Below are 22,644 nucleotides of genomic sequence, written 5' to 3'. Positions count from 1 at the left end.
GGGAATATTAGTTGGCGTTAATTACAAATTCTTCAATCGCCTGCCGGTTACTCCACGACTTGGTCAACGCGGCGGCTTCCGTCGCAGCGACCCAGCGGTAATCCAGATGTTCGGTAAACACAATCTGGCGTTCATGAGGGAGCGCAAGCCGGAACCAAAATTCCGTATTGCGCACAACGCCCGGCGCATAGCGATGACGTAAATGAGAAAAAATCTCGAACTCCACCGTACGCTGACAGTCAATTAAGGCCAGATGCTCATCGGCAACATCTATTGCGACCTCTTCCTTTACTTCGCGCGCGGCGGCTTGCAGCGCGGTTTCCCCCGCTTCCAGGCTGCCGGTTACCGACTGCCAGAAAGCGGAATCATCGCGCCGCTGCAACATCAGCACCCGCTTTGTATCTTCGGCATAAATCACCACCAGTACAGAAACGGGGAGCTTGAATGACATCTTACTTATTCTCCGCAGACTCTTTTGTCTCTTTCGCCACAACCTGAATACCTAATTCACCCAGCGAGGTCGGATTGGCGAAGCTCGGTGCTTCGGTCATCAGACAGGCGGCGGCGGTTGTTTTCGGGAAAGCGATAACGTCGCGGATGTTATCGGTGCCGGTCAGCAGCATCGTCAGACGGTCAAGGCCGAATGCGAGGCCCGCGTGCGGCGGCGTACCGTATTTCAACGCATCCAGCAGGAAGCCAAACTTCTCACGCTGCTCCTGCTCGTTGATCCCGAGGATGCCGAACACGGTCTGCTGCATTTCACCGCTGTGAATACGCACCGAGCCGCCGCCGACTTCGTAACCGTTAATGACCATATCGTAGGCGTTGGCAATCGCCGTTTCCGGCGCGGCTTTCAGCTCGTCCGCGGTCATATCGCGCGGAGAGGTGAACGGGTGGTGCATCGCGGTCAGGCCGCCTTCGCCATCGTCTTCAAACATCGGGAAGTCGATAACCCACAGCGGCGCCCACTTGGTTTCGTCGGTGATGCTCAGGTCTTTACCCAGCTTCAGGCGCAGCGCACCCAGGGCATCGGCAACCACTTTCTTATTATCAGCGCCGAAGAAAATCATATCGCCGTCCTGGGCTGCGGTGCGCTCGAGAATGGCTTCAACGATTTCCGCGTTGAGGAATTTAGCGACCGGGCTGTTGATGCCTTCGAGGCCTTTTGCGCGCTCGTTGACCTTCATATACGCCAGGCCTTTGGCGCCGTAAATCTGCACGAACTTGCCGTACTCATCGATTTGCTTACGGGTCAGCGCCGCGCCGCCCGGCACGCGCAGTGCGGCAACGCGACCTTTGGCATCATTTGCCGGGCCGGAGAAGACGGCAAATTCAACCGCTTTCACCAGGTCGGCAATATCCACCAGCTCCAGCGGGTTGCGCAGGTCCGGCTTATCGGAACCGTAGCGACGCTCGGCCTCGGCAAAGGTCATGATCGGGAACTCGCCCAGATCCACACCCTTCACGTTCAGCCACAGCTCGTGAACCAGCGCTTCCATCACTTCACGCACCTGCGATGCGGTCATGAAGGAGGTTTCCACGTCGATCTGGGTGAATTCCGGCTGGCGGTCGGCGCGCAGGTCTTCATCACGGAAGCATTTCACGATCTGATAGTAGCGGTCGAAGCCGGACATCATCAGCAGCTGTTTGAAGAGCTGAGGAGACTGCGGCAGCGCGTAGAACTTGCCTTTATGCACGCGGCTCGGAACCAGATAGTCGCGCGCGCCTTCCGGCGTGGCCTTGGTCAGCATCGGGGTTTCGATATCGAGGAAACCGTGCTCATCCATAAAACGACGGACCAGGCTGGTGATTTTTGCCCGCGTTTTCAGACGCTGGGCCATTTCCGGACGACGCAGATCCAGATAGCGGTATTTCAGTCGCGCTTCTTCGGTGTTGACGTGGTTGGAATCCAGCGGCAGCGCTTCTGAGCGGTTGATGATGGTCAGATCGGAAGCCAGCACTTCGATGGCGCCGGTAGCCATATCGCTGTTGACGTTTTTTTCGTCACGCGCACGCACGGTGCCCGTCACCTGGATACAGAACTCATTACGCAGTTCGGAGGCCAGCTTTAATGCATCCGCACGTTCCGGATCGAAAAACACCTGTACGATGCCTTCGCGGTCACGCATATCAATGAAGATAAGGCTACCAAGATCACGACGACGGTTGACCCAACCACACAGAGTCACCTGCTGCCCCACGTGGGACAGACGCAGCTGCCCGCAATATTCTGTACGCATGAGATATCCCTTAACTTAGCCACTGGCGGATTGTTGCCTGCTCTGCAGGCCACGAAGTTGCGGCTTTAGCTGAATGTCACAACTGAATGAAAAAAGGCGGCTATTATACTGGAAATTCTGCCGCACGATAAGCCCGACGCAGTTTGTACGTTGCTTTGCTGCACGCTTATTGGCTACGCTCACAAAAATTAACAAAATTTGTTACCCTGGAGCGCGAATGACAACGGTATTGTAACGGCCAAACTACAGAAGATACGGGGATACTATGCCAGAACTCAATGCGAAAAAAACGGCGCTTGTGGTCATCGACCTGCAGGAAGGCATTTTGCCGTTCGCCGGCGGCCCACACCGCGCTGATGAAGTGGTCGCACGCGCCGCTCGTCTCGCGGAGAAATGTCGTCAGCAGGGCTCGCCGGTCATCATGGTCCGCGTCGGCTGGTCTGCCGACTTTGGCGAAGCGCTAAAACAGCCGGTTGATGCGCAGACAGGGGCGCATGCGCTGCCGGATAACTGGTGGACCTGGCCGATTGCGCTGGGCAAGCAGGATAGCGATATCGAAGTCACCAAGCGCCAGTGGGGCGCCTTTTACGGTACCGATCTCGAGCTGCAGCTGCGCCGCCGCGGCATCGACACCATTATTCTGTGCGGTATCTCAACCAATATTGGCGTTGAATCCACCGCGCGCAACGCCTGGGAGCTGGGCTTCAATCTGCTGATCGCCGAGGACGCCTGCAGCGCGGCCTCCGCCGAGCAGCACCAGGGCAGCATAACGAACATCTTCCCGCGCATTGCCCGCGTGCGCAGCACTGAGGACATTCTCGCCGCGCTATGATCTATATCGGGCTCCCGCAGTGGTCGCATCCAAAATGGGTGCGCCTTGGCATAACCAGTCTGGAACAGTACGCTCGCCACTTTAACTGCGTAGAGGGGAATACGACCCTCTACGCGTTGCCTCAAGCCGAGATAGTGGCCCGCTGGTTCGAGCAAACCCACGACGACTTCCGCTTCTGCTTTAAGTTTCCGGCAACCATTTCGCACAACGCGGCGCTGCGTAACTGCGGCGATTTAAGCCGCGAGTTTTTCACCCGGCTCGCGCCGCTGGAGACGCGTATTGGCCAGTACTGGCTGCAGCTGCCTGCGACCTTCGGGCCGCGCGACCTCCCCTCCCTATGGCAGTTTCTCGATGCGCTACCCGCCGGCTTCACCTACGGCGTCGAGGTACGACATCCGGCCTTTTTTGCCAAGGGTGACGACGAGCAGCAGCTCAACCGCGGGCTGCACCAGCGCGCCGTTAATCGGGTGATCCTCGATAGCCGTCCGGTGCATAGCGTTACCGCCCGCAGCCCGGCCGCGCTCGACGCGCAGCGTAAAAAGCCGCGGCTCCCGGTCCACGCGGTGGTCACCGCGCATCATCCGCTGGTTCGCTTCATCGGCAGCGACGATATGGCGCAGAACCACGAGCTGTTTCGCATCTGGCTGCAGACGCTGCCGAAGTGGAGCCAATCGACCACGCCCTACCTGTTCCTGCATACGCCGGATATCGCCCACGCGCCGGCGCTGGTCGACACCCTGTGGGCTGATTTACGCGCGGTGCTACCCGACGTCGGCCCGGCACCGTCAATTCCTCAGCAGACCTCTCTTTTCTGATATCCTGCTATGATAGTCGGAGCCATCTGACACAGTGAAAGGGAGTTTTTTGTATGGTCAGCGCGCTGTATGCCGTCCTGGGTGCGTTATTGTTAATCAAGTTTTCTTTTGACGTCGTACGCCTGCGCACGCAGTATCACGTCGGATACGGCGACGGCGGCTTTAGCGAGCTACAGGTCGCTATCCGCGTGCACGGCAATGCGGTTGAATATCTGCCGATCGGGCTTATCCTGCTGCTGTTTGTCGAGATGAACGGCGCGCAAAACTGGATGGTGCATCTTGGCGGTATCCTGCTTATCGCCGGCCGGCTGATGCACTCTTACGGTTTCCATCACCGACTCTACAGCTGGCGTCGTTCCGGCATGAGCGCCACCTGGTGCGCGCTGGTGCTGATGGTGCTCGCGAACCTGTGGTATATGCCCTGGGAGTTGGTTTTCTCCTTACATTAGCGCACAATACGCCGTTTTCGTTTTTTCGGGTTTAACCTTATGTCTCACCGCGATACCCTTTTTTCCGCGCCGATCGCCAGCCTCGGCGACTGGACCTTTGATGAACGGGTTGCTGAAGTCTTCCCGGATATGATCCAGCGCTCCGTTCCTGGCTACTCCAACATTATTTCGATGATTGGCATGCTGGCCGAGCGCTTTGTGCAGCCTGATACCCAGGTCTACGATCTCGGCTGCTCCCTTGGCGCAGCCACGCTCTCTATACGGCGTAATATTTCCCACGCCGGCTGCCGGATTGTGGCCGTAGATAACTCCCCGGCGATGGTCGAGCGCTGCCGTCGCCATATCGACGCCTACAAGGCGCCGACGCCGGTTGAGGTGGTGGAAGGCGATATTCGCCACGTCACCATCGAAAACGCCTCAATGGTGGTGCTCAATTTCACCATTCAGTTCCTTGAGCCCGACGAACGCCAGGCGATTCTGGATAAGGTCTATCAGGGGCTGAACCCGGGCGGCGCGCTGGTGCTGTCGGAAAAATTCAGCTTTGAAGATGCCAACGTCGGCGAACTGCTGTTTAACATGCATCACGACTTTAAGCGCGCCAACGGCTACAGCGAGCTGGAAATCAGCCAAAAGCGCAGCATGCTGGAAAACGTGATGCTCACCGATTCGGTAGAAACCCATAAAGCACGGTTGCGCAAGGCCGGATTCGAACATGCCGAGCTGTGGTTCCAGTGTTTTAACTTTGGCTCACTGGTGGCGGTGAAGTCCGGGGAAACGGCATGATCGATTTCAGCAATTTTTATCAGCGTATCGCCAAAGGACCGCTATCCCACTGGCTGGAGACGCTGCCCGCTCAGGTTGCCGCCTGGCAGCGCGAAGCCCTTCACGGTAAGTACCGTGAATGGGAGCGGGCCGTTGAGTTTCTCCCCGAGCTTTCGCCCTATCGTCTCGACCTGCTGCACAGCGTGACCGCGGAAAGCGAAGTCCCTCTGAGCGAAGGCCATCGGCTGCGGATTGAAAACCTGCTGCGCAACCTGATGCCGTGGCGCAAAGGCCCGTGGTCGCTGTATGGCGTGGATATCGACACCGAATGGCGTTCTGACTGGAAGTGGGATCGCGTTCTGCCGCATCTTTCCGATTTGACCGGCCGAACGATCCTCGATGTCGGCTGCGGCAGCGGCTATCACATGTGGCGAATGATCGGCGCCGGCGCTCATCTGGCAGTGGGTATCGACCCTACGCAGCTGTTTTTATGTCAGTTTGAAGCGGTGCGCAAGCTGCTGGGCAACGACCAGCGCGCCCATCTGCTGCCGCTGGGCATTGAGCAGCTGCCGGCGCTGAACGCCTTTGATACCGTATTTTCAATGGGCGTGCTTTACCATCGCCGCTCCCCGCTCGACCATCTGTGGCAGCTCAAAGATCAGCTTGTTGAAGGCGGCGAGCTGGTGCTGGAGACGCTGGTTGTTGAAGGTGACGAAAATACCGTGCTGGTACCGGGCGATCGCTACGCGCAGATGCGCAACGTCTACTTTATTCCTTCGGCGGCTGCGCTGAAAATGTGGCTGGAAAAATGCGGCTTTGTCGACGTACGGATCGTTGACGTCTGCGTGACCAGTACCGAAGAGCAGCGCCGCACCGAATGGATGACCACCGAATCGCTGGCGGATTTCCTCGATCCGAACGACAGCGGCAAAACCCTCGAAGGCTATCCCGCACCGCTGCGCGCGGTGATTATCGCCACCAGGCCTGAAACTCAGCAATCGCTGGCAAAAAAAGCGCGCTAACGCCGCCCGGTCAGGATCGCTCGGGCATTGCGCTCCGGCGATCGGTCACTAAATTTTGCATAAAAAAAGGCCCCTGTTGAAATTGCAGGGGCCTGGTACGGGCAATCATCATATTGGGCGACATGATGTGCAGCAAAAAACGGTTTTCTCTCTCTGCCCACAGCTGTTGTGCTGACCAGCCCGCAGGCTTCGCGCAAACAACGCGGGCACTCAGGCGGAAATAATGCTCTTCATTTCCGCCACCGCTGCGCCGTTAACGGCATAGCGTGAATATTCATCAGCGTCGGCATCCGTAGACATCGACAGCCTGGAATTACGAAAGCGCATCGGCGAAGGCAGCCACTGGCCGGCGGAGCTGTGCACTTCCTTTACGCCGGCTTCCAGAAACTGCGCCAGGTTTGCTGCTCGCACACCTGCTCCGGCCATAATGATTGGAGTATCGCCCAGGGCAATAAGTTCCAAAATTAATGAAATACCTTTTTCTGCGCTCGCCTGCTGGCCGGATGTCAGGATCCGCGCAACGCCTAATTCAGCCAACGCAGCGTAGGCCTGATGCGGGTTTGCGCACATATCGAAAGCCCGGTGGAAGGTAACCGCCAGCGGTCCCGCCGCGGCCATAATTTTACGCATCCGCACGGTATCAACCTGACCGTCGGCGTCCAGAACGCCAATCACGAGGCCCGGAAAACCCAGTTCTCGTACAGCTGCCACGTCGTCGAGCATCGCCGCAAACTCGCCCTCGGTGTAGCAAAAATCACCGCCGCGCGGGCGAATAATCGGATGCACCGGGATAGTCAGGGTCCTGCGGGCCGCTTTGAGCACGCCCAGCGACGGCGTTAGCCCTCCCTCCTGCGGCGCAGCGCATAGTTCGATGCGGTCTGCACCGCGTCGCTGCGCCTCCTCGGCGCACTCCGTGCTGTAACAACATACTTCCAGTAGCGTCATTCCACTCTCCATTCACGCCGCGGGCAACACAGCATGTCACGATTTTTCCGTTCAGAAACCGCGTAGCTTCACACTGTTACGCATCCGTTTTTTCACTGGCGATAATTTGCTCGATGGACCACGGGTGAAACTTGATCGTCACGCTCCCGTCCGTCACCGCCAGCGTCGGATTTTCCAGGCGTTCGTGCTGCCCTTTCGGCGAGCTGGTTTTGACGAAGATCCCCGGCTGGCTGAGGCCGTCGTCGGAGAGCAGCGCCAGCGCGCGGGCATTAAGCGTTTCCGGCTCACCGGCGAGCACAATCTCAACATGCTCCCAGCCCTCGTGCGGGTAGCGCTTTTCCCCAGGCCACGGCAGCTCAACCACGCTAAGGTGCCAGTGCGCCACAATCACAGGTTCATCCAGCTTAAACAGGCAGATAGGCCGACCGTTAATGGTGTTTTCCGACAGTAGCGTGCCGCACTGCTCAAGCCCGAGCCGCCAGCGCGCCGCGGTTGTATTCTGATGACAGCGCAGAGAGATGTGGTCCGCAGACAGGGGCGCAATATCCAGCCCGAGCCGCGCGGCCAGCTGGCCTAACGCCTCGGTGAAGCGCGGCAGATCCGCGGTAATATCCTGAAGTTCATCAATTTGCTGCCAGTTCACCATTCTTGACCTCGACGCTCGCTAAAGGGGCTAATTTATCGCGTTTCCCGGCGGCGACCAACCCGCAATCTTCTTTATCCTGCCCACGCTGGTTATTCGTTAAGCACGCCGCCCGGCAACGCGCGCGCAGGGCTGACGCAGGGGTGCAAATGCAGTATACTCCTGCCCTAATTTGTCCACATTCCGGCGCCACCCAGCAGGGGTTACGGCGCCTTAAACGTAAGGTATTTCGGTGAATATTCAGGCTCTTCTCTCAGAAAAAGTCAGCCACGCCCTGATCGCGGCAGGCGCCCCTGCCGATTGCGAACCGCAGGTCCGCCAGTCAGCAAAAATCCAGTTCGGTGACTATCAGGCCAACGGCGTGATGGCAGTCGCTAAAAAACTGGGTGTGGCACCGCGACAACTGGCAGAGCAGGTGCTGTCTCATCTCGATCTGAACGGCATTGCCAATAAGGTCGAAATCGCCGGGCCTGGCTTCATCAATATTTTCCTCGACCCGGCGTTTTTAGCCGCCAACGTTAGCCAGGCGCTGTCCGCAGAGCGCCTTGGCGTTGCCCAGCCGCAGGCGCAGACTATCGTCGTCGACTATTCGGCGCCCAACGTGGCAAAAGAGATGCACGTCGGCCACCTGCGCTCCACCATCATTGGTGACGCTGCGGTTCGCACCCTCGAGTTCCTCGGCCACAAGGTGATTCGCGCTAACCACGTCGGCGACTGGGGCACCCAGTTTGGGATGCTGATCGCCTGGCTCGAAAAGCAGCAGCAGGAAAATGCCGGCGAAATGGCGCTGGCGGACCTCGAAGGCTTTTACCGTGAAGCGAAAAAGCACTACGACGAAGACGAAGCCTTCGCCGAGCGCGCGCGCAGCTACGTGGTTAAACTGCAGGGCGGCGACGAGTACTTCCGCCAGATGTGGCGCCAGCTGGTCGATATTACCATGTCGCAAAACCAGATTACCTATGACCGCCTGAACGTGACCCTGACTCGCGACGACGTAATGGGTGAAAGCCTGTACAACCCGATGCTGCCAGGTATCGTTGCCGATCTGAAAGCGCAAGGTCTGGCCGTTGAGAGCGAAGGCGCCACCGTCGTATTCCTTGATGAGTATAAAAACAAGGAAGGCGAACCGATGGGCGTTATCATCCAGAAAAAGGATGGCGGCTATCTCTACACCACCACCGATATCGCCTGCGCCAAATACCGCTACGAAACCCTGCACGCCGATCGCGTGCTCTACTACATCGATTCCCGCCAGCACCAGCACCTGATGCAGGCGTGGACCATCGTGCGCAAAGCGGGCTACGTGCCGGATTCAGTTCCGCTGGAGCACCATATGTTTGGGATGATGCTCGGTAAAGACGGCAAGCCGTTTAAAACCCGCGCGGGCGGTACCGTGAAGCTTGCCGACCTGCTGGACGAAGCGCTGGAGCGCGCGCGTCGCCTGGTTGCCGAGAAAAACCCGGATATGCCTGCCGACGAGCTGGAGAAGCTGGCTAATGCGGTCGGTATCGGGGCGGTAAAATATGCGGATCTGTCCAAAAACCGCACCACCGACTACATCTTCGACTGGGACAACATGCTGGCGTTTGAAGGCAATACCGCGCCTTACATGCAGTATGCCTATACCCGCGTGCTGTCGGTGTTCCGTAAAGCGGAGATCGACGAAAGCGCGCTGGCTGCGGCGCCGGTCATCATCACCGAAGATCGCGAAGCGCAGCTGGCCGCACGCCTGCTGCAGTTTGAAGAGACGCTGACCGTCGTCGCGCGTGAAGGGACTCCGCACGTCATGTGCGCCTACCTGTACGATCTGGCCGGTCTGTTCTCTGGCTTCTACGAACACTGCCCGATCCTCTCCGCTGAAAGCGAAGAGACGCGCAACAGCCGTCTGAAGCTTGCGCAGCTGACCGCGAAAACGCTCAAGACGGGTCTGGATACTTTAGGTATTGAAACCGTCGAGCGGATGTAATACCGCCCTGATGAACGATAAAGAAACCGGCGCCTGCCGGTTTCTTTTTTTTGGGCACGTCCCGCTCGCGCTGCGCTGAGCCGGGCGACGGTTCGCCGTCAGAAATACCTGCGCAGATATTCCGTCATGCACAGGATCGCCATCGCCTGCCCGTACGGCATCGAGGTGAGCGGGATCTGGCGATAGAAATCGAGATTCGAGCCCATTCCGGTGCCGAATGAGGTTTGCAGCAGCTCCCCCTGTGGAGAGATATTTTGCACAATCCCGCGCATGGCCTTCTCCGCGACGCTCGCATACTCCCGGCTCACGTAGCGTTTACGTACCGCCTTCAGAATTCCGTAGGCAAAACCGGCGGTTGCCGACGCTTCAAGATACGAGTCCGGGTCGTCCAGCAGCGTATGCCACAGACCGCTCTCGTCCTGACATTGTGCCAGCGCCGCAATTTGCGTATTCAGTACCTGAAGCAGATAGCGCCGCACCGCGCTGTGCTCGGGGAGGTCCACCAGCTCGAGAAAGTCCGGGATCACCATCGTCAGCCAGCTGTTGCCGCGCGCCCAGCGGGCCCGGGCGAAATTATGCCGCCCTTCATAGCTCCAGCCGTGGAACCACAGCCCGCTTTCCCGGTCCATCAGGTTCTGCACGTGGAGTAAAAACTGGTACACCGCCTCTTCCACATACTGCGGTCGGTTGAGCAATTTACCGATCTTCGCCAGCGGCAGCACGGTCATCATCAGCGTGTCATCCCACATCTGCTGATGATTCTCCTCCGCCAGGGTAATGTGCTGCATCCCGCCATGATCGGTACGCGGCATCTCGTTCATCGCCCACTCGGCCCAGCAGTCGAGCCACGGCAGGTACTCCTGCCTGCCGGTCTCCTCATAGCGCCAGGCCAGGGTCAGGAATGGCGCCATGGTGTTGACGTTTTTGCTGGTCGCACCTTCAGCGAAGCGATCCGCAAACCAGCTATCGATAATATCGCGCATCGCGATATCTCCGGTCTGCTGGTAGTACTGGTAGATCCCGTATAAACCGACGCCGTGGGTCCACTCCCATCCGGCCCACCCTTTGGTATCAATGACCCGCCCATCGTCCAGCCGTAGTAGAAATGCGCCCGTTTCATCCTTAATATTGACCAGATTGTCGGTCACTTTTTGAATAAGCGCCTGCAGCTCGTTGCGCGCAATAAAGTGCTCCGGCTGACGCAGTAAGGGACTATGTTTGACAGGCCAAACCTTCATATTATTAACCTCTGTTCAATGTCGAATTCATTTCAGCACCCTGCTTCAGGGATGGCGCGGCAGGTTTATTACGATTCAGATAGCCAATGTTGTTATTTCCCCACAGGCATGAGTAAGGCATACCGGCCAGCATCTCCACCACCGCCCGATCCTCGGCGCGGGTCAGCTCTGGCTGCACCCGGCCCGATTCGCGCATCTTGCGCGTTTCGGCGTGCAGCACGCTGTGGGTTTCGAGGTTGAGCTTAAAGCGCAGGGAGACGAGGAACCCGCAGGCCAGCACCGCCAGCGTGCCCACGCTCAGAATGAGCAGGATGGTGTGGCTGACCTCATCGGGCTGCGTTTTCTGCCCGGAGACAAAGCCGGATAGCTGCATGATGATGCCCACCAGCATCACCGCCCCCGCCTGAGACGCCTTGCGGGTCAGCGTCATAATGCCGGCGAAAATGCCCTCCCGACGCTGGCCGGTAATCACCTCGTCGACGTCGGCAATATAGGTGTAGGTGTTCCACGGAACATAGTTGATCCCGCCGCGACCGAGGCCGGCGATGGCGGAAATCAGCAGCAGCAGCGAATAAACGTCGCTCAGCCCGGCATAATAAAGCATCGCATAGGAGAGCGAGCCGAGGCCGAACAGAACCACCACCATCCGATAGGATGGCGCCGGCCCAAAGCGAATGCACAGCGGGATCATGGCAATGACCGCAATAAACTGGAAGATGGCCATAGTGCCGAGCAGGTTGGATGCCACCGCGGCTTCCTGCATCAGCACGAAGACCACGTAGTAGGTGAAGACGGCGTTAAACACGTCCTGAGCAATATAGCCGCCAAGATACATGCCCAGATGCTGGCGGAAGATCTTAATGCGCAGCGTCGAGGTGAGCTCGATAAACAGACGATTGAGGCTCTGCGCCAGCGAGAGATTACGCTTCTCCTCCTCGGCCCGCAGCGCCGTCTCCGACCACTCTTCGCGAGAGCGCTCCCAGGTAAAGAACCAGACAAACGTCAGCATCACTGCGCACAGGATCGAAAACACCAGGCTTGCGTAAAAGAAGGAGACCGCATTGTCCTTACCAAAGTGGCTAAGCAGCACTCCCGGCAGGAACGAGGCCAGAATTGCCGACATTTGCGCCATCGAAATACGCGCACCGGAGAATTTCGTTTTCTGTTTAAAATCATCGGTCATTTCCGGAACCAGGGTTTCGTACGGTACCAGAATCATGGTGTAGACAATATCAAACAGCAGATAGGTGAGCAGGTAGTACCAAAACCCCATATCGCCTACCCACATCATTGAGTAGCTGAATACGCAGGGGATACCCAGCAGGATAAAGAACTTTCGTCTGCCGAAGCGTTTGCCGAGCCAGGTGGTGCCAAAATTATCGGTCAGGAAGCCCATCAACGGGCTAATTACCGCATCCAGCACCCTGGCGGTGGCAAAGATAAGGGTTGCCTGAATCGGAGACAGGCCACAAAAGGTGGTGTAAAAATAGAGCAGCCATGCCGCGGTGAGCGCCGTGGTTCCCGCCCCGAGGAAATCGCCCGATCCATAGGCAAGATAATTAGCCAAACCGATTTTACGTGTTTTCATCGCCGTAAATCCTATGTCGTTATTTTTAGTGAACTCCGACAATCTTTCTGGCCAGGCCAAAAGGGAGTAGGTACCTGGCTACAGTAAAAGGATGGAAACGGGGTTACCTTTTCATTTTTGCCAGCCCTGACCCGGCAATGGCAAAAACGCAAAGAGAGGGTGAACGCGCATCACCGATTTATAAAACAGCTTTTCTTTTATGGCAAAACAAAAGACCATTTTTGCGAAGGGGCTGCCAAAATCGCTATTTCGCCCCCCGCGCAGCGGCGGGCTTGTCAGCAAACAATAGCCCTTGCGGGAACAGGGAAATCGGAGTAAAGAAAAGAAGAAGGGTTATTTTGCGTATCTTAAGGAGGCTTGATGCCCTACTCACATCTGCTCGTAGCCGTTGCCCCAACGCCGGAAAGTCGGACGCTTATCAGCAAGGCGGTCTCTATCGCGCGCCCGCTTGAGGCCAAAATTAGCCTGATAACGCTGGCAACGGATCCGGAAATGTATAACCAGTTTGCGGCGCCGATGTTAGAGAACCTGCGGGACCTGATGTATGAAGAGACCCGCGGCTTTCTCAACGGACTGGCTCAGGATGCCGGCTATCCGATTGAAAAAATCACCATCGCCAGCGGCGAACTTGGTCATCACGTGAAGGATTTTTGCCAGCAGCATCGGGTGGATCTGGTGATTTGCGGCAACCACAACCACAGCCTGTTTTCCCGCGCCACCTGCTCGGCTAAAAGTATCGTCGGCAGCAGCGGCGTTGACGTGCTGCTGGTATCGCTGGAGAAAGGCTAGCGCCGAAGCGCCAGCCTGAGGGCCGAACTAGGCCAGTTTGGGGAAGGTCGCCACCTTACGCTGCAGGTGACTCTCCTCATTTCTCGCTTCTATCCGCTTTAGGTCGGCGATAAACCGCTCCTGCCAGCGGTGGATATCATTGTCCTTAACCACCGCCAGCATCGCCGAGTGGCGCGCGATGCGTTCGGCCAGCGGCATGGTGAGCGCGGTGTCCAACGCCGCGGCGACCTCATCGCGATCGTAGGGATTGACGATGAGCGCCGTCGGCAGCTCGTTTGCCGCTCCAGCAAACTGCGACAGCACCAGAACGCCAGGGTTCTGCGGATCCTGGGCGGCAACAAACTCCTTCGCCACCAGATTCATCCCATCGCGCAGCGGCGTCACCAGCCCGACGTCGGAATAGCGGAAGATTTTCATCAGCAGCTTGCGTTCAAAATGCTGATTCAGATAGTAGAGCGGCGTCCAGCCCAGCTGACCATACTGGCCGTTAATGCGCCCGGCAGCGGTTTCCAGCTGGCGGCGGATATCCTGGTAGGCCTGGACATCGCCGCGCGAGGTCGGGGCAATCTGGGTGTAGCGAATCTTGCCGTGATGCTGGGGATATTTCTCCAGCAAGGCCTCATAGGCCAGGAAGCGCTCCGGCAGCCCTTTCGAGTAGTCCAGCCGCTCAACGGAAAAGATATTCTGCACGCTCTTGAGTTCGCTTTTGAGCTGCGCCAGCTTCGGCGGCAGCGGCCCTTTTGCGCTACGCGCGATCTCATCGGGGTCGATGCCAATCGGGTAGACCTCGGTCTGGAACGGTTTGCCCCAGGCAACATGAGCGGTTCCGCTCCGGGTGGTCAGGCGGGTCTGTACCGCGATGCAGTCAAGAAACGCCTGCCGGTCGCTCTCGGTCTGGAAGCCCAGCAGATCGTATTCGCAGAGCTGTTCAAGCAGCTCTGCGTGCGGCGGTAGCGCGTTAAATATTTCCGGGGTCGGGAAGGGTATATGTAAAAAGAAGCCGACCCGATTATTGACCCCGCGCTGGCGCAGCTCGTGCGCGAGGGGCAGCAGATGATAATCGTGGATCCACACGATGTCGTCCGGCTCAATCAGCGGCAGCAGTTTATCCGCCAGCGTCGCGTTTACGCGCTGATAGCCCTCCCAGGCTTCGCGCTGAAAATCGACCAGATCGAGACGATAGTGAAACGCAGGCCACAGCACCGCGTTGGAAAAGCGGTTGTAGTACTCATCGTGATCCTTCTCGCTAAGTTTAAAGGAGGCCCAGGTAATGTTTCCCTGAGTGACCTTTTTCAGCGGCTGACTATCGTCGCCAATTTCCCCGCTCCAGCCGAACCACAGCCCACCGGCCGCTTTTAAGGCCCCCATAATCCCCACGGCCAGGCCACCGGCGCTGGCCTTTTTATCATCCGGGGGAGCAATACGATTAGATACTACGACTAAGCGACTCATAGCCATCTCTCCTGTCGGTTAGCGCGTCTGGTTGATGTCCATTATTCGCAATATTATTTAGCCACAGGTGCACCGCTGCGACGTCCGGCAAACGCCAGCGCGCCTGGGTATCGCCGCTGCCGACTTTTACCGAAACGCCGTCCAACTGGTTAACGATGCCAAAACCCGCTTCATCAGTTAAGTCGTCACCGACAAATACCGGCCTGCGCCCGGCGAACGGGGCCTCCTGCATAAAGGCGGCAATTGCCTCGCCTTTGTTCACTCCGCGCGGTTTTATCTCAACCACGCATTTGCCCAACTGCAGCGCCAGCAGCGGATAGCTCTTCACCACTTCCTGAGCCAGCGTCAGCACCGCGCTTTGATGCTGCGGCGCCTGACGGTAGTGCAGCGCAAAAGCCATCCCTTTATGCTCTAGCTCACAGCCCGGCAGCGCCTCAAGCGCCAGCGCCAGCCGCCCGTGAAGCTCCTTCTGCAGCGCATCCGGTAGGGAAACGATATGCGTAATCCCATTGATATCACGGCGCTCAGCTCCGTGGACGCCGGCCAGCGGCAGCCGGTGAGGACGGGTAAGCTTATCGAGCTCAGCCATTGAGCGCCCTGAAATCAATGCCACCGCCCCACTCTGCTGCTGCACGATCTGCCGCAGCGCCTGAAGCGCGTTAACCGGGATAACAACCTGATCGGGATGAGGTTTGATATCGGCAAGAGTACCGTCGAGGTCAAAGAAAAATGCGCAATTTTCGCTTGGTACAGGCGGTACAGATATCTGGTCAGCCACCCTGAACTCCTCCTTTCATGGCCAGCGTTTCGCTGGCTGTTAACGAATTGTTAGCCATGTAAGTATAGACAGTGTGACGGAGCTCGCCATTTTTGATAGTTATCACCAGCGCAGCGGGCGCCGGTGATATTCCAGGATTAAACTGAAAGGTTGGAGTATTTATACGCTACGCTTTGCCTTCTGCTTGTAGCGATCGAAGATAACCGCCGCCAGCAGGATCACGCCGCGCACCACGTACTGCGAGAAAGGCGAGATATTGAGCAGGTTCATCGCATTCTCGACGGTGCCGAGGATCAGGATCCCGGCGATCACATACGAAATCTTGCCGATCCCCCCTTTTAGCGACACGCCGCCCAGCACGCAGGCGGAGATCACAATCAGCTCATAGCCAATCGAGGTCATCGGCTGACCGCTAGTCATTCGCGATGCCAGAATAATCCCCGCCGCGGCAGAAACCAGACCGGAGATAACGAAGATAATAATCTTGGTGCGCACTACCGGCACCCCTGCCAGACGCGCCGCCTCTTCATTGCCGCCGATTGCCAGAGTATTACGGCCAAAGGTGGTTTTGTTCAGCAGCAGACCAAAGATTATCAGGCAGCCCACGGTCAGCCAAATCGGCGCCGGCAGGCCGAACCAGTTGGCATAGCCGAGGGTGAAGAAGCGCTCATCTTCAATGCCCACCGCTTTGCCATCGGAGATAATATAGGCCAGCCCGCGAACAATCTGCATCGTCGCAAGGGTGGTTATCAGGGCGTTGATTTTCAGCCGGGCGATAACAAAACCGTTGACCAGGCCGCTTAACGCCCCCAGCAGCAGGCCGGCGGCAATGCCGATCCACATGCTTTCGGTGAGGTTGATGACCACCGCAGTCGTCACGCCGGCGCAGGCGATAACCGACGCAACCGAGAGATCGAAATCGCCGGATGCCAGGCAAAACAGCATCCCGCAGGCCACCATTCCGGACATCGAAATCGCCAGCCCGAGGCCTTTCATATTGATGAAAGAGGCAAAGTTCGGCACAAAAATCACGCAGCCGATAAACAGCACGGCAAAGACGACCAGCATTCCAAACTGATCCCAGATACGGGCAAAGCTGAAGGCGGATCGACGGGTATTTGAGGTGGTAACAGAGGACATCATAGACTCCTTTACTCAGGCGACCGCCTGGCTCATTTTTGGCATCGAAAGGCTTAACGCCTGCTGTTCATTCGCATCTTCATGCAGCAGCTCACCCGCCACTTCCCCTTCGCGCATCACGACGATGCGGTCCGCAACGCCAAGCACTTCGGGTAAATCGCTGGAGGCAAAGACGACGGCCACGCCGGATGCCGCCAGCGCGTAGATGACGTTGTAAATTTCATGCTTGGCTCCGACGTCTATCCCGCGAGTCGGCTCATCGAGCAGGATCACCTTCATCTCCTCGGAGAGCCAGCGCCCCAAAATCGCCTTCTGCTGATTACCGCCGGAGAGGTTCATAATCAGCTGCTCGGGTCCCGGCGTTTTAATATTAAGGGACTGAATATGGCGGTCGGCGTTCTGCGCCTCCCAGCCGTTGTTAATCAGGCAGCCGGCGTGAATATGCTTACGTCGGGCGCTGATGTTGATATTGTCGCGCACCGAGTGCACCGGAATAATGCCTTCGGCTTTACGATCCTCCGGACACAGCATCATCCCGGCCTGAATGGCCTGCGCCGGTTTACGAATATCGATAGCTTCCCCGTCGATGTAGACCTGGCCGCCGGTGATGCGGGTTCCGCCAAACAGCCCCTTCATCAGCTCGCTGCGCCCGGCGCCCACCAGGCCAAAGAGGCCGACGATTTCTCCGCTGCGCACCGCCAGGCTCACCGGCGTTCTTACGCCCGGCGCTTTTACCTGCTCCAGGCGCAGGCGTTCGCTGCCGTACTCGCGCGGCTTCCAGCCATAGACGTCCCCTAAATCGCGCCCTACCATCGCCTGCACCAGCGCATCGTGGCTCACCGCCTGCATATCGTCGAAGGTGCGCACATAGCGGCCATCCTTGAAGACGGTGATCGCGTCGCTCAGGGCAAATATCTCCTCCATGCGGTGCGAGACGTAAATAATGACCCGCCCCTCCTCACGCAGCTCGCGAATAACCCGGAACAGGTTGTCGATTTCACGGGCGGAAAGGGAGCTGGTCGGTTCGTCAAAGGCGATAACCTTGGCGTTGCGCGTCAGCGCCTTGGCGATCTCCACCATTTGCCATTGGCCGATGGAGAGGTACTTCAGCGGCGTTTGCGGATCGATATCCAGCCCCAGATGCTCCAGCTGCAGCCGAGCTTCGTAGTTAAGAAGCTTGCGGTCCACCATGCCGTATTTGTGTGGAAGCTGGCCGAGGTAGATATTTTCCGCGACGGTCATTTCCGGTATCAGGTGCAGCTCCTGGTAAATAATGGCGATCCCGGCGTTAAGCGCCTCGGTGGTGTTGCTAAACGCCATCTGCTGGCCGCGGACCTCCAGGCTGCCCGCGGTCGGTATATAGTTGCCGCTGAGGATCTTCAGCAGCGTGGATTTTCCGGCGCCGTTTTCTCCCATCAGGGCGTGAACCTGGCCGGCATAGCAGTCAAAGCTAATATCGGACAGCGCTTTAACGCCCGGGAAAGTCATGGTGATGCCGCGAAATGAGAGATAAGGGGTAGACTGTTGCATAACGACTCCGCTCTACTGCGCTCAGCCCCCCGCCGCTGCGGGAGGCATGGTTAGCAGGCCTTACAGCCCTTTTTTCGCCAGCTCTTCTTTGAAGTTATCGCGGGTAATCAACACGACGTCGGTGACCGCCGTGAATTTCGGCGGTTCGGCGCCCTTCGTTACCCAGTTGTAGAGCATCTCGCTGGTTTTGTAGCCGTGAATATCCGGGCTAGGCAGCAGAGAGCCGTAGAAGCCTGTGGCCTGCGCCTTGGAGAGCTCGTTGACCGCATCAACGCCGTTAATACCGATACCAATCACGTCCGGAGCCTTGAAGCCCTGCCCTTCGGTAGCGCGAACGCCGCCCAGGACGGTGTTATCGTTCATCCCGACGATCAGCCAGTGTTTGACCTGCGGGTGCTGGACCAGCATCGAGTTGCCGGCATCGAAGGCGCCGGGGATATCGTTGGATTTCGTCGGCACGCGGTAGATCTGTTTATCCGGGAAGCCGGCGGCTTTCAGCGCATCCAGCGAACCGGTGGTGCGGCGACGCGCGGTATCGAGCTCATCGGCGGTAATCGCCATCACCCCGGTATCCTTCACGTCCCAGCCGCGTTTTTGCATCTCTTTATAGAGCTCCTGGCCCTGACGAGCGCCAATCTCGCTGGCCGCCATCATCACCAGCGGAACGCTCTCCATCGGTTTGCCTTTGGCGTTAACGAACTGATCGTCGACGGTGATTACCTTCATGTCATAGCCGCGAGCTTTGGCAACAATCGCTGCCCCGAGCTTCGGATCCGGCGTACAAATAACAAACCCCTTCGCGCCGCTGGCAGCCAGGCTGTCGATCGCGTTAAGCGTTTTTTCGCCGTCCGGAACGGCGATTTTAATAACCTCAAAACCTAAATCTTTGCCGGCCTTATCGGCAAATTTCCATTCAGTTTGAAACCACGGCTCTTCCGGCTGCTTGACCAGAAAACCGAGCTTAAGCGTTTCCGCCATAGCTGATTGTGACATAACCGCAGCGAGACCGATCGCCGCCAGCGCTTTAGTAAATTTGTGCATGGTAAACTCCAGCTTAAATTCGCTTTTATGTAGGGAAATATCGGATCTAAAAATTTTTATCAGACTTAAAACAAGGTATTAGAAAAATCTTATCCAACGATGCCGTTGTTGAAATAGTAATAGCCGGAAATCAATTCTCCATACGAGAGCATTATCACATCGCGGAATTACAGTAATTGAGTGCATAAATTCAGCGAAAAAAGCCATAAAAAAAACGCTAATTGTCAGACAATTAGCGCAGTCATAAGCAGTATTATCCATATTACTAGCAGAGTTATCCCTGTGAGACGTTTAGCCCAGCGCGCCCGACATGCGGACCCGCAATCGGCGCCAGCGGTTGCCCTCCCCCGACCCCACCTCCCGGCGACGTCAGGCGCTACGCACGGCATCACGATTTATTGACACAATCGTCATCACCCTGAAATATTATTTCGCGGTATTCAGCAATAAAAATTAAAAAATGATCCAGCGCAATGTTGCGCCAGCAGAACCGTGACAATTAAATGACGCTGTTAAACACACGACGTGTTTATTTTAATTAGCGCTGATCATGTAAGTATCATACAACTACGTAATACGACTGATGGGTTTGATAAAACTGACGAATGAAACGATAAAAATAAAATAAAATAAAATCAATACTTTAAATGACAATCAATTTAATGAAAATGCTAATCAATAGCCTGATATCAGCGGATGGTGTAACTAAACGTAAATCCTTTCGGTTAAGAGTTTTCTTAAGTAAATTCTGAGAGTATTCTATATTTTTGGATATTGAAAATATCATTTCTGGCCACTCATGGAGAGCGCGGAATTATATTATTCCGCCAGTAAAGTTTCGTGTGAAGGTCTCGTAATGAAGCTGTTGGCGGCGAAAGCGCTTAACCCGCGAAGACCCCCTTCCAGATTAATAAGGATATTTTATGGTAGTTGCAGGAATGGCTCAAAAGCTGAATAACCAGATGAATCTTGAGTTCCGCGCGTCGAACTCGTATCTGCATCTGAGCGAGTGGTGCGCACAGCAGCGCCTGAACGGCACCGCGACGTTTCTCCGTACCCAGGCGCAGTCCAGCGTCACGCTGATGATGCGGGTATTCGAATTTATGAAAAAGGGCGGCGAGTGGCCTATCGTGAAAGCCGAAGGTATCTATCATCAGGAGTGCAGCTCCCTCGAAGATCTGTTCACCCAGACTCTTGCCGACTATGAACAGCGCAGCAGCCTGCTCGCCGGTCTGGCAGAGGAAGCTAAAGCGCAAAGCGATGATTCCACCTGGCGCTTTTTGACCCTCTTAGAGAAAGAGCAGCAGCAGGACGGCATTCTCCTGCAAACCGTTCTCGATGAAGTGCGTAGCGCCGATAAAGCCGGTATCTGTCTGCAGCAAACCGACCGCCGCCTGATGGATCTGGTGGCGCAGCAGCGCCATTAATCCGGCTTAGGCAAACGCCGCATCAGCCGCGCCTTCAGGCTGGCTAAAGTCAGAGGGAACCACCGCTCCAGGGCACCGTTCAGGCTATTAATGAAAGGTGCCCGATAATTCACCTCCCGCTCCGTTCCGCCATCGCCAGTCCCGTCTTAGAGCCCAGCGGTCAGCCTTGGGCATCGCTTCAGGCCTCCTCCCGCATATCCCGCACGCTCCCCCGCCCTGATATTTTGGCGCTCCGCAGCCGTTTGTTATTCCTAAAAGGCATTAAAAACTTTTAAGCCGATCGCATTACTACGCAGCTAAATCGCCTGACCGATGATTAGTGACGGGGATCACTTTTTAAGTCGTGAGTTAATAATATAAAAACACTGTTTCAAAAATTTAAAACAAGAGGTTTATATTAATGGCAAGATACGCGGCTTCAGCCTCGCAAGGGCTGCAGGGAAGACCGATTTTGTTACGCCATCAGCTCGCCTACGGCGGCGGCAACTTACTGGGGAGCGGCGCGCTGGCAATCAGCGGTGCCTGGTTACTCTATTTTTATACGACATTTTGCGGGCTGACGCTGATCGAGGCCTCGTTAATTTTCTCGATCGCCAGCATTATCGACGCCATCAGTAACCCGTTAATGGGCTATCTTACGGATAACTTCGGTAAAACCCGGCTCGGCAAACGCTTTGGCCGGCGGCGCTTCTTTTTGCTCATCGGCATTCCGCTGATGATGTTTTACCCGCTGCTGTGGGTAGAGGGCCTCGGCTTTTGGTACTACCTCAGCACCTACGTGATCTTCGAAATTATTTATACCTCAATCATGGTGCCTTACGAAACGTTGGCCACCGAAATGACCGACGATTTCTCATTACGTTCTAAGCTCACCGGTTATAAAGCCATTTTTGGCAAGCTGGCAAACTTCCTCGCAGCCTTTATTCCGGGCCAGTTCATCCTGCTGTACGGCAAGGATTCCGCCACCCCGTTCTTCCTGACCGGCCTGACCTACGGCATTATTCTGATCGTCGCTATCTCCTGCCTGTGGTACTGCAGCTGGGAGCGTCCGCGGGAAGAGGAGAGCAGCGTCAGCGAGAAGAGAGGGCTGCTCAATACGCTGCTGCTGCTGGCTAAAGATATGCGTTCGACTTTTTATTTACGCGTCTTCCGCAAGCATCTCGGGATGTACCTGTGTGGCTTTGGCGCGGAATGGTTGTTTGCCTCCATCTTTACCTATTTTGTTATCTTCGTTCTGCAGCACGATCCGGCGATGGTTGCCGGGCTGAACAGCCTGAACTCGATTCTGCAGCTGGTCTCTACCGCGCTGTTCATCGGCCTGTGCGTGAAAAAAGGCTTCAGCAAGCCCTATATCCTCGCGCTGAGCGTAGTTATTTTCTCGGTACTGCTCTACACCTCGCTGTGGTTTTTCCATTTGCCGGCACACCTCGCTACCGTGCTGATGTTCGGGATCACCGTCCTGTTTGGCCTCGGAACCGGCGGCGTGTATTACATCCCGTGGACCGTTTATACCTTCCTTGCCGATGTGGATGAGATTTACACCGGCCGCCGTCGCGAGGGAATTTATGCCGGCGCCATGACCTTCTCCGGTAAAATACTACGCTCAATCATCGTCTTCACCATGGGGGCTATTCTCAGCTTCTACGGCTTCCAGTCGAAGGCGCACACCCAGCCGGAAAGCGCGGTTACGGCGATTGCCGTGGTGTTCTGTAGCGGAGTGGTGCTGCTGGCTCTGGCCGCGATCGTATTCAGCAAGCAGATGAAGCTGGATCGCAAAGCCCATATGGTGGTCTTACAGGAGGTTGCGCGGATTAAAGCGGGAGGCAAAATCGGCGATATCGCGCCGGAGGTACGGGTTGTCGTTGAGGATCTCGTCGGCCATCGCTACGAAGAGTGCTGGGGTAACAGCAAGCTGTTTAGAAGTGAAGAGGCTACCCCGGCCCGTTCCGCAGTCTCCCACCAGGCCTGATGGACACCCCGCCACCAC

At 56.7% G+C, this 22,644-nt stretch carries 20 protein-coding genes; 9 read left to right on the top strand and 11 right to left on the bottom strand.

The window, feature by feature from the left end:
- Positions 1-7: 7 nt before the first annotated feature.
- A complete protein-coding gene (nudB, locus tag GVK32_RS21580) occupies positions 8-451 on the bottom strand; it encodes a dihydroneopterin triphosphate diphosphatase (protein WP_159872219.1) in 444 nt (147 codons plus the stop codon).
- 1 nt (position 452) lies between these two features.
- Positions 453-2,240, bottom strand: coding sequence for an aspartate--tRNA ligase (gene aspS, locus GVK32_RS21575; protein ID WP_159872217.1), 1,788 nt, complete (start codon positions 2,238-2,240; stop codon positions 453-455).
- A 265-nt stretch (positions 2,241-2,505) separates the two neighbouring features.
- Between aspS and GVK32_RS21570 the strand changes: the two genes are divergently transcribed.
- The 5 genes from GVK32_RS21570 to cmoB are packed head-to-tail and all read left to right on the top strand — an operon-like array spanning position 2,506 to position 6,120.
- Positions 2,506-3,072 (top strand): hydrolase, encoded by a 567-nt coding sequence (locus tag GVK32_RS21570; protein ID WP_159872215.1) that lies wholly within the window; start codon positions 2,506-2,508, stop codon positions 3,070-3,072.
- Positions 3,069-3,887: a DUF72 domain-containing protein gene (locus GVK32_RS21565; protein ID WP_159872213.1), complete on the top strand. Its 819-nt coding sequence runs from the start codon at positions 3,069-3,071 to the stop codon at positions 3,885-3,887. Before GVK32_RS21570 ends, GVK32_RS21565 begins: the two co-directional genes overlap by 4 nt.
- A 53-nt stretch (positions 3,888-3,940) precedes the next feature.
- Positions 3,941-4,336 (top strand): MAPEG family protein, encoded by a 396-nt coding sequence (locus tag GVK32_RS21560; protein WP_041146246.1) that lies wholly within the window; start codon positions 3,941-3,943, stop codon positions 4,334-4,336.
- Between the two features lie 39 nt (positions 4,337-4,375).
- Positions 4,376-5,119: a carboxy-S-adenosyl-L-methionine synthase CmoA gene (cmoA, locus tag GVK32_RS21555; protein ID WP_045859241.1), complete on the top strand. Its 744-nt coding sequence runs from the start codon at positions 4,376-4,378 to the stop codon at positions 5,117-5,119.
- Positions 5,116-6,120 (top strand): tRNA 5-methoxyuridine(34)/uridine 5-oxyacetic acid(34) synthase CmoB, encoded by a 1,005-nt coding sequence (cmoB, locus tag GVK32_RS21550; RefSeq protein ID WP_159872211.1) that lies wholly within the window; start codon positions 5,116-5,118, stop codon positions 6,118-6,120. Before cmoA ends, cmoB begins: the two co-directional genes overlap by 4 nt.
- Positions 6,121-6,330: 210 nt before the next feature.
- On the opposite strand, the gene cutC is transcribed toward cmoB, so the two are convergent.
- The gene (gene cutC / locus GVK32_RS21545) at positions 6,331-7,065 is read right to left on the bottom strand and encodes a copper homeostasis protein CutC (RefSeq protein WP_159872209.1); all 735 of its coding nucleotides are present in this window, start codon (positions 7,063-7,065) and stop codon (positions 6,331-6,333) included.
- Between the two features lie 76 nt (positions 7,066-7,141).
- Positions 7,142-7,711 (bottom strand): VOC family protein, encoded by a 570-nt coding sequence (locus GVK32_RS21540; protein WP_159872207.1) that lies wholly within the window; start codon positions 7,709-7,711, stop codon positions 7,142-7,144.
- Positions 7,712-7,940: 229 nt separating this feature from the next.
- Between GVK32_RS21540 and argS the strand changes: the two genes are divergently transcribed.
- On the top strand, positions 7,941-9,674 hold the full coding sequence (gene argS, locus GVK32_RS21535) for an arginine--tRNA ligase (protein ID WP_159872205.1): 1,734 nt from the start codon (positions 7,941-7,943) through the stop codon (positions 9,672-9,674).
- Positions 9,675-9,772: 98 nt separating this feature from the next.
- On the opposite strand, the gene GVK32_RS21530 is transcribed toward argS, so the two are convergent.
- Both GVK32_RS21530 and GVK32_RS21525 read right to left on the bottom strand, forming a co-directional pair.
- Entirely contained in the window at positions 9,773-10,912 is a 1,140-nt protein-coding gene (locus tag GVK32_RS21530) for a glycoside hydrolase family 105 protein (RefSeq protein WP_159872203.1), read from the bottom strand.
- 4 nt (positions 10,913-10,916) lie between these two features.
- The gene (locus tag GVK32_RS21525) at positions 10,917-12,500 is read right to left on the bottom strand and encodes an MFS transporter (protein ID WP_159872201.1); all 1,584 of its coding nucleotides are present in this window, start codon (positions 12,498-12,500) and stop codon (positions 10,917-10,919) included.
- A 360-nt stretch (positions 12,501-12,860) separates the two neighbouring features.
- On the opposite strand from GVK32_RS21525, the gene uspC reads away from it, so the two are divergent.
- The gene (gene uspC, locus GVK32_RS21520) at positions 12,861-13,289 is read left to right on the top strand and encodes a universal stress protein UspC (protein WP_159872199.1); all 429 of its coding nucleotides are present in this window, start codon (positions 12,861-12,863) and stop codon (positions 13,287-13,289) included.
- 27 nt (positions 13,290-13,316) lie between these two features.
- Here the strand turns inward: uspC and otsA are convergent, their stop codons facing one another.
- The 5 genes from otsA to GVK32_RS21495 form a co-directional block, all read right to left on the bottom strand.
- Entirely contained in the window at positions 13,317-14,741 is a 1,425-nt protein-coding gene (gene otsA, locus GVK32_RS21515) for an alpha,alpha-trehalose-phosphate synthase (protein ID WP_159872197.1), read from the bottom strand.
- A complete protein-coding gene (gene otsB / locus GVK32_RS21510) occupies positions 14,716-15,519 on the bottom strand; it encodes a trehalose-phosphatase (protein ID WP_159872195.1) in 804 nt (267 codons plus the stop codon). The genes otsA and otsB overlap by 26 nt, the downstream gene beginning before the upstream one ends.
- Positions 15,520-15,678: 159 nt before the next feature.
- The gene (gene araH / locus GVK32_RS21505; protein ID WP_041146257.1) at positions 15,679-16,659 is read right to left on the bottom strand and encodes an L-arabinose ABC transporter permease AraH; all 981 of its coding nucleotides are present in this window, start codon (positions 16,657-16,659) and stop codon (positions 15,679-15,681) included.
- A 15-nt stretch (positions 16,660-16,674) separates the two neighbouring features.
- Positions 16,675-18,189, bottom strand: coding sequence for an L-arabinose ABC transporter ATP-binding protein AraG (gene araG, locus GVK32_RS21500; protein WP_159872193.1), 1,515 nt, complete (start codon positions 18,187-18,189; stop codon positions 16,675-16,677).
- Between the two features lie 60 nt (positions 18,190-18,249).
- On the bottom strand, positions 18,250-19,230 hold the full coding sequence (locus GVK32_RS21495) for an arabinose ABC transporter substrate-binding protein (RefSeq protein ID WP_041146259.1): 981 nt from the start codon (positions 19,228-19,230) through the stop codon (positions 18,250-18,252).
- 923 nt (positions 19,231-20,153) lie between these two features.
- Between GVK32_RS21495 and GVK32_RS21490 the strand changes: the two genes are divergently transcribed.
- Positions 20,154-20,657: a non-heme ferritin-like protein gene (locus GVK32_RS21490; protein ID WP_159872191.1), complete on the top strand. Its 504-nt coding sequence runs from the start codon at positions 20,154-20,156 to the stop codon at positions 20,655-20,657.
- A gap of 451 nt (positions 20,658-21,108) precedes the next feature.
- The gene (locus GVK32_RS21485; RefSeq protein WP_164846764.1) at positions 21,109-22,626 is read left to right on the top strand and encodes an MFS transporter; all 1,518 of its coding nucleotides are present in this window, start codon (positions 21,109-21,111) and stop codon (positions 22,624-22,626) included.
- Positions 22,627-22,644: the final 18 nt, after the last annotated feature.

Source organism: Klebsiella sp. 18074 (assembly GCF_902705905.1).
Classification (GTDB): Bacteria; Pseudomonadota; Gammaproteobacteria; order Enterobacterales; family Enterobacteriaceae; genus Klebsiella; species Klebsiella terrigena.
The sequence above is the reverse complement of the archived record's forward strand: the minus strand, read 5'-3'. Positions and strand labels throughout refer to the sequence as shown.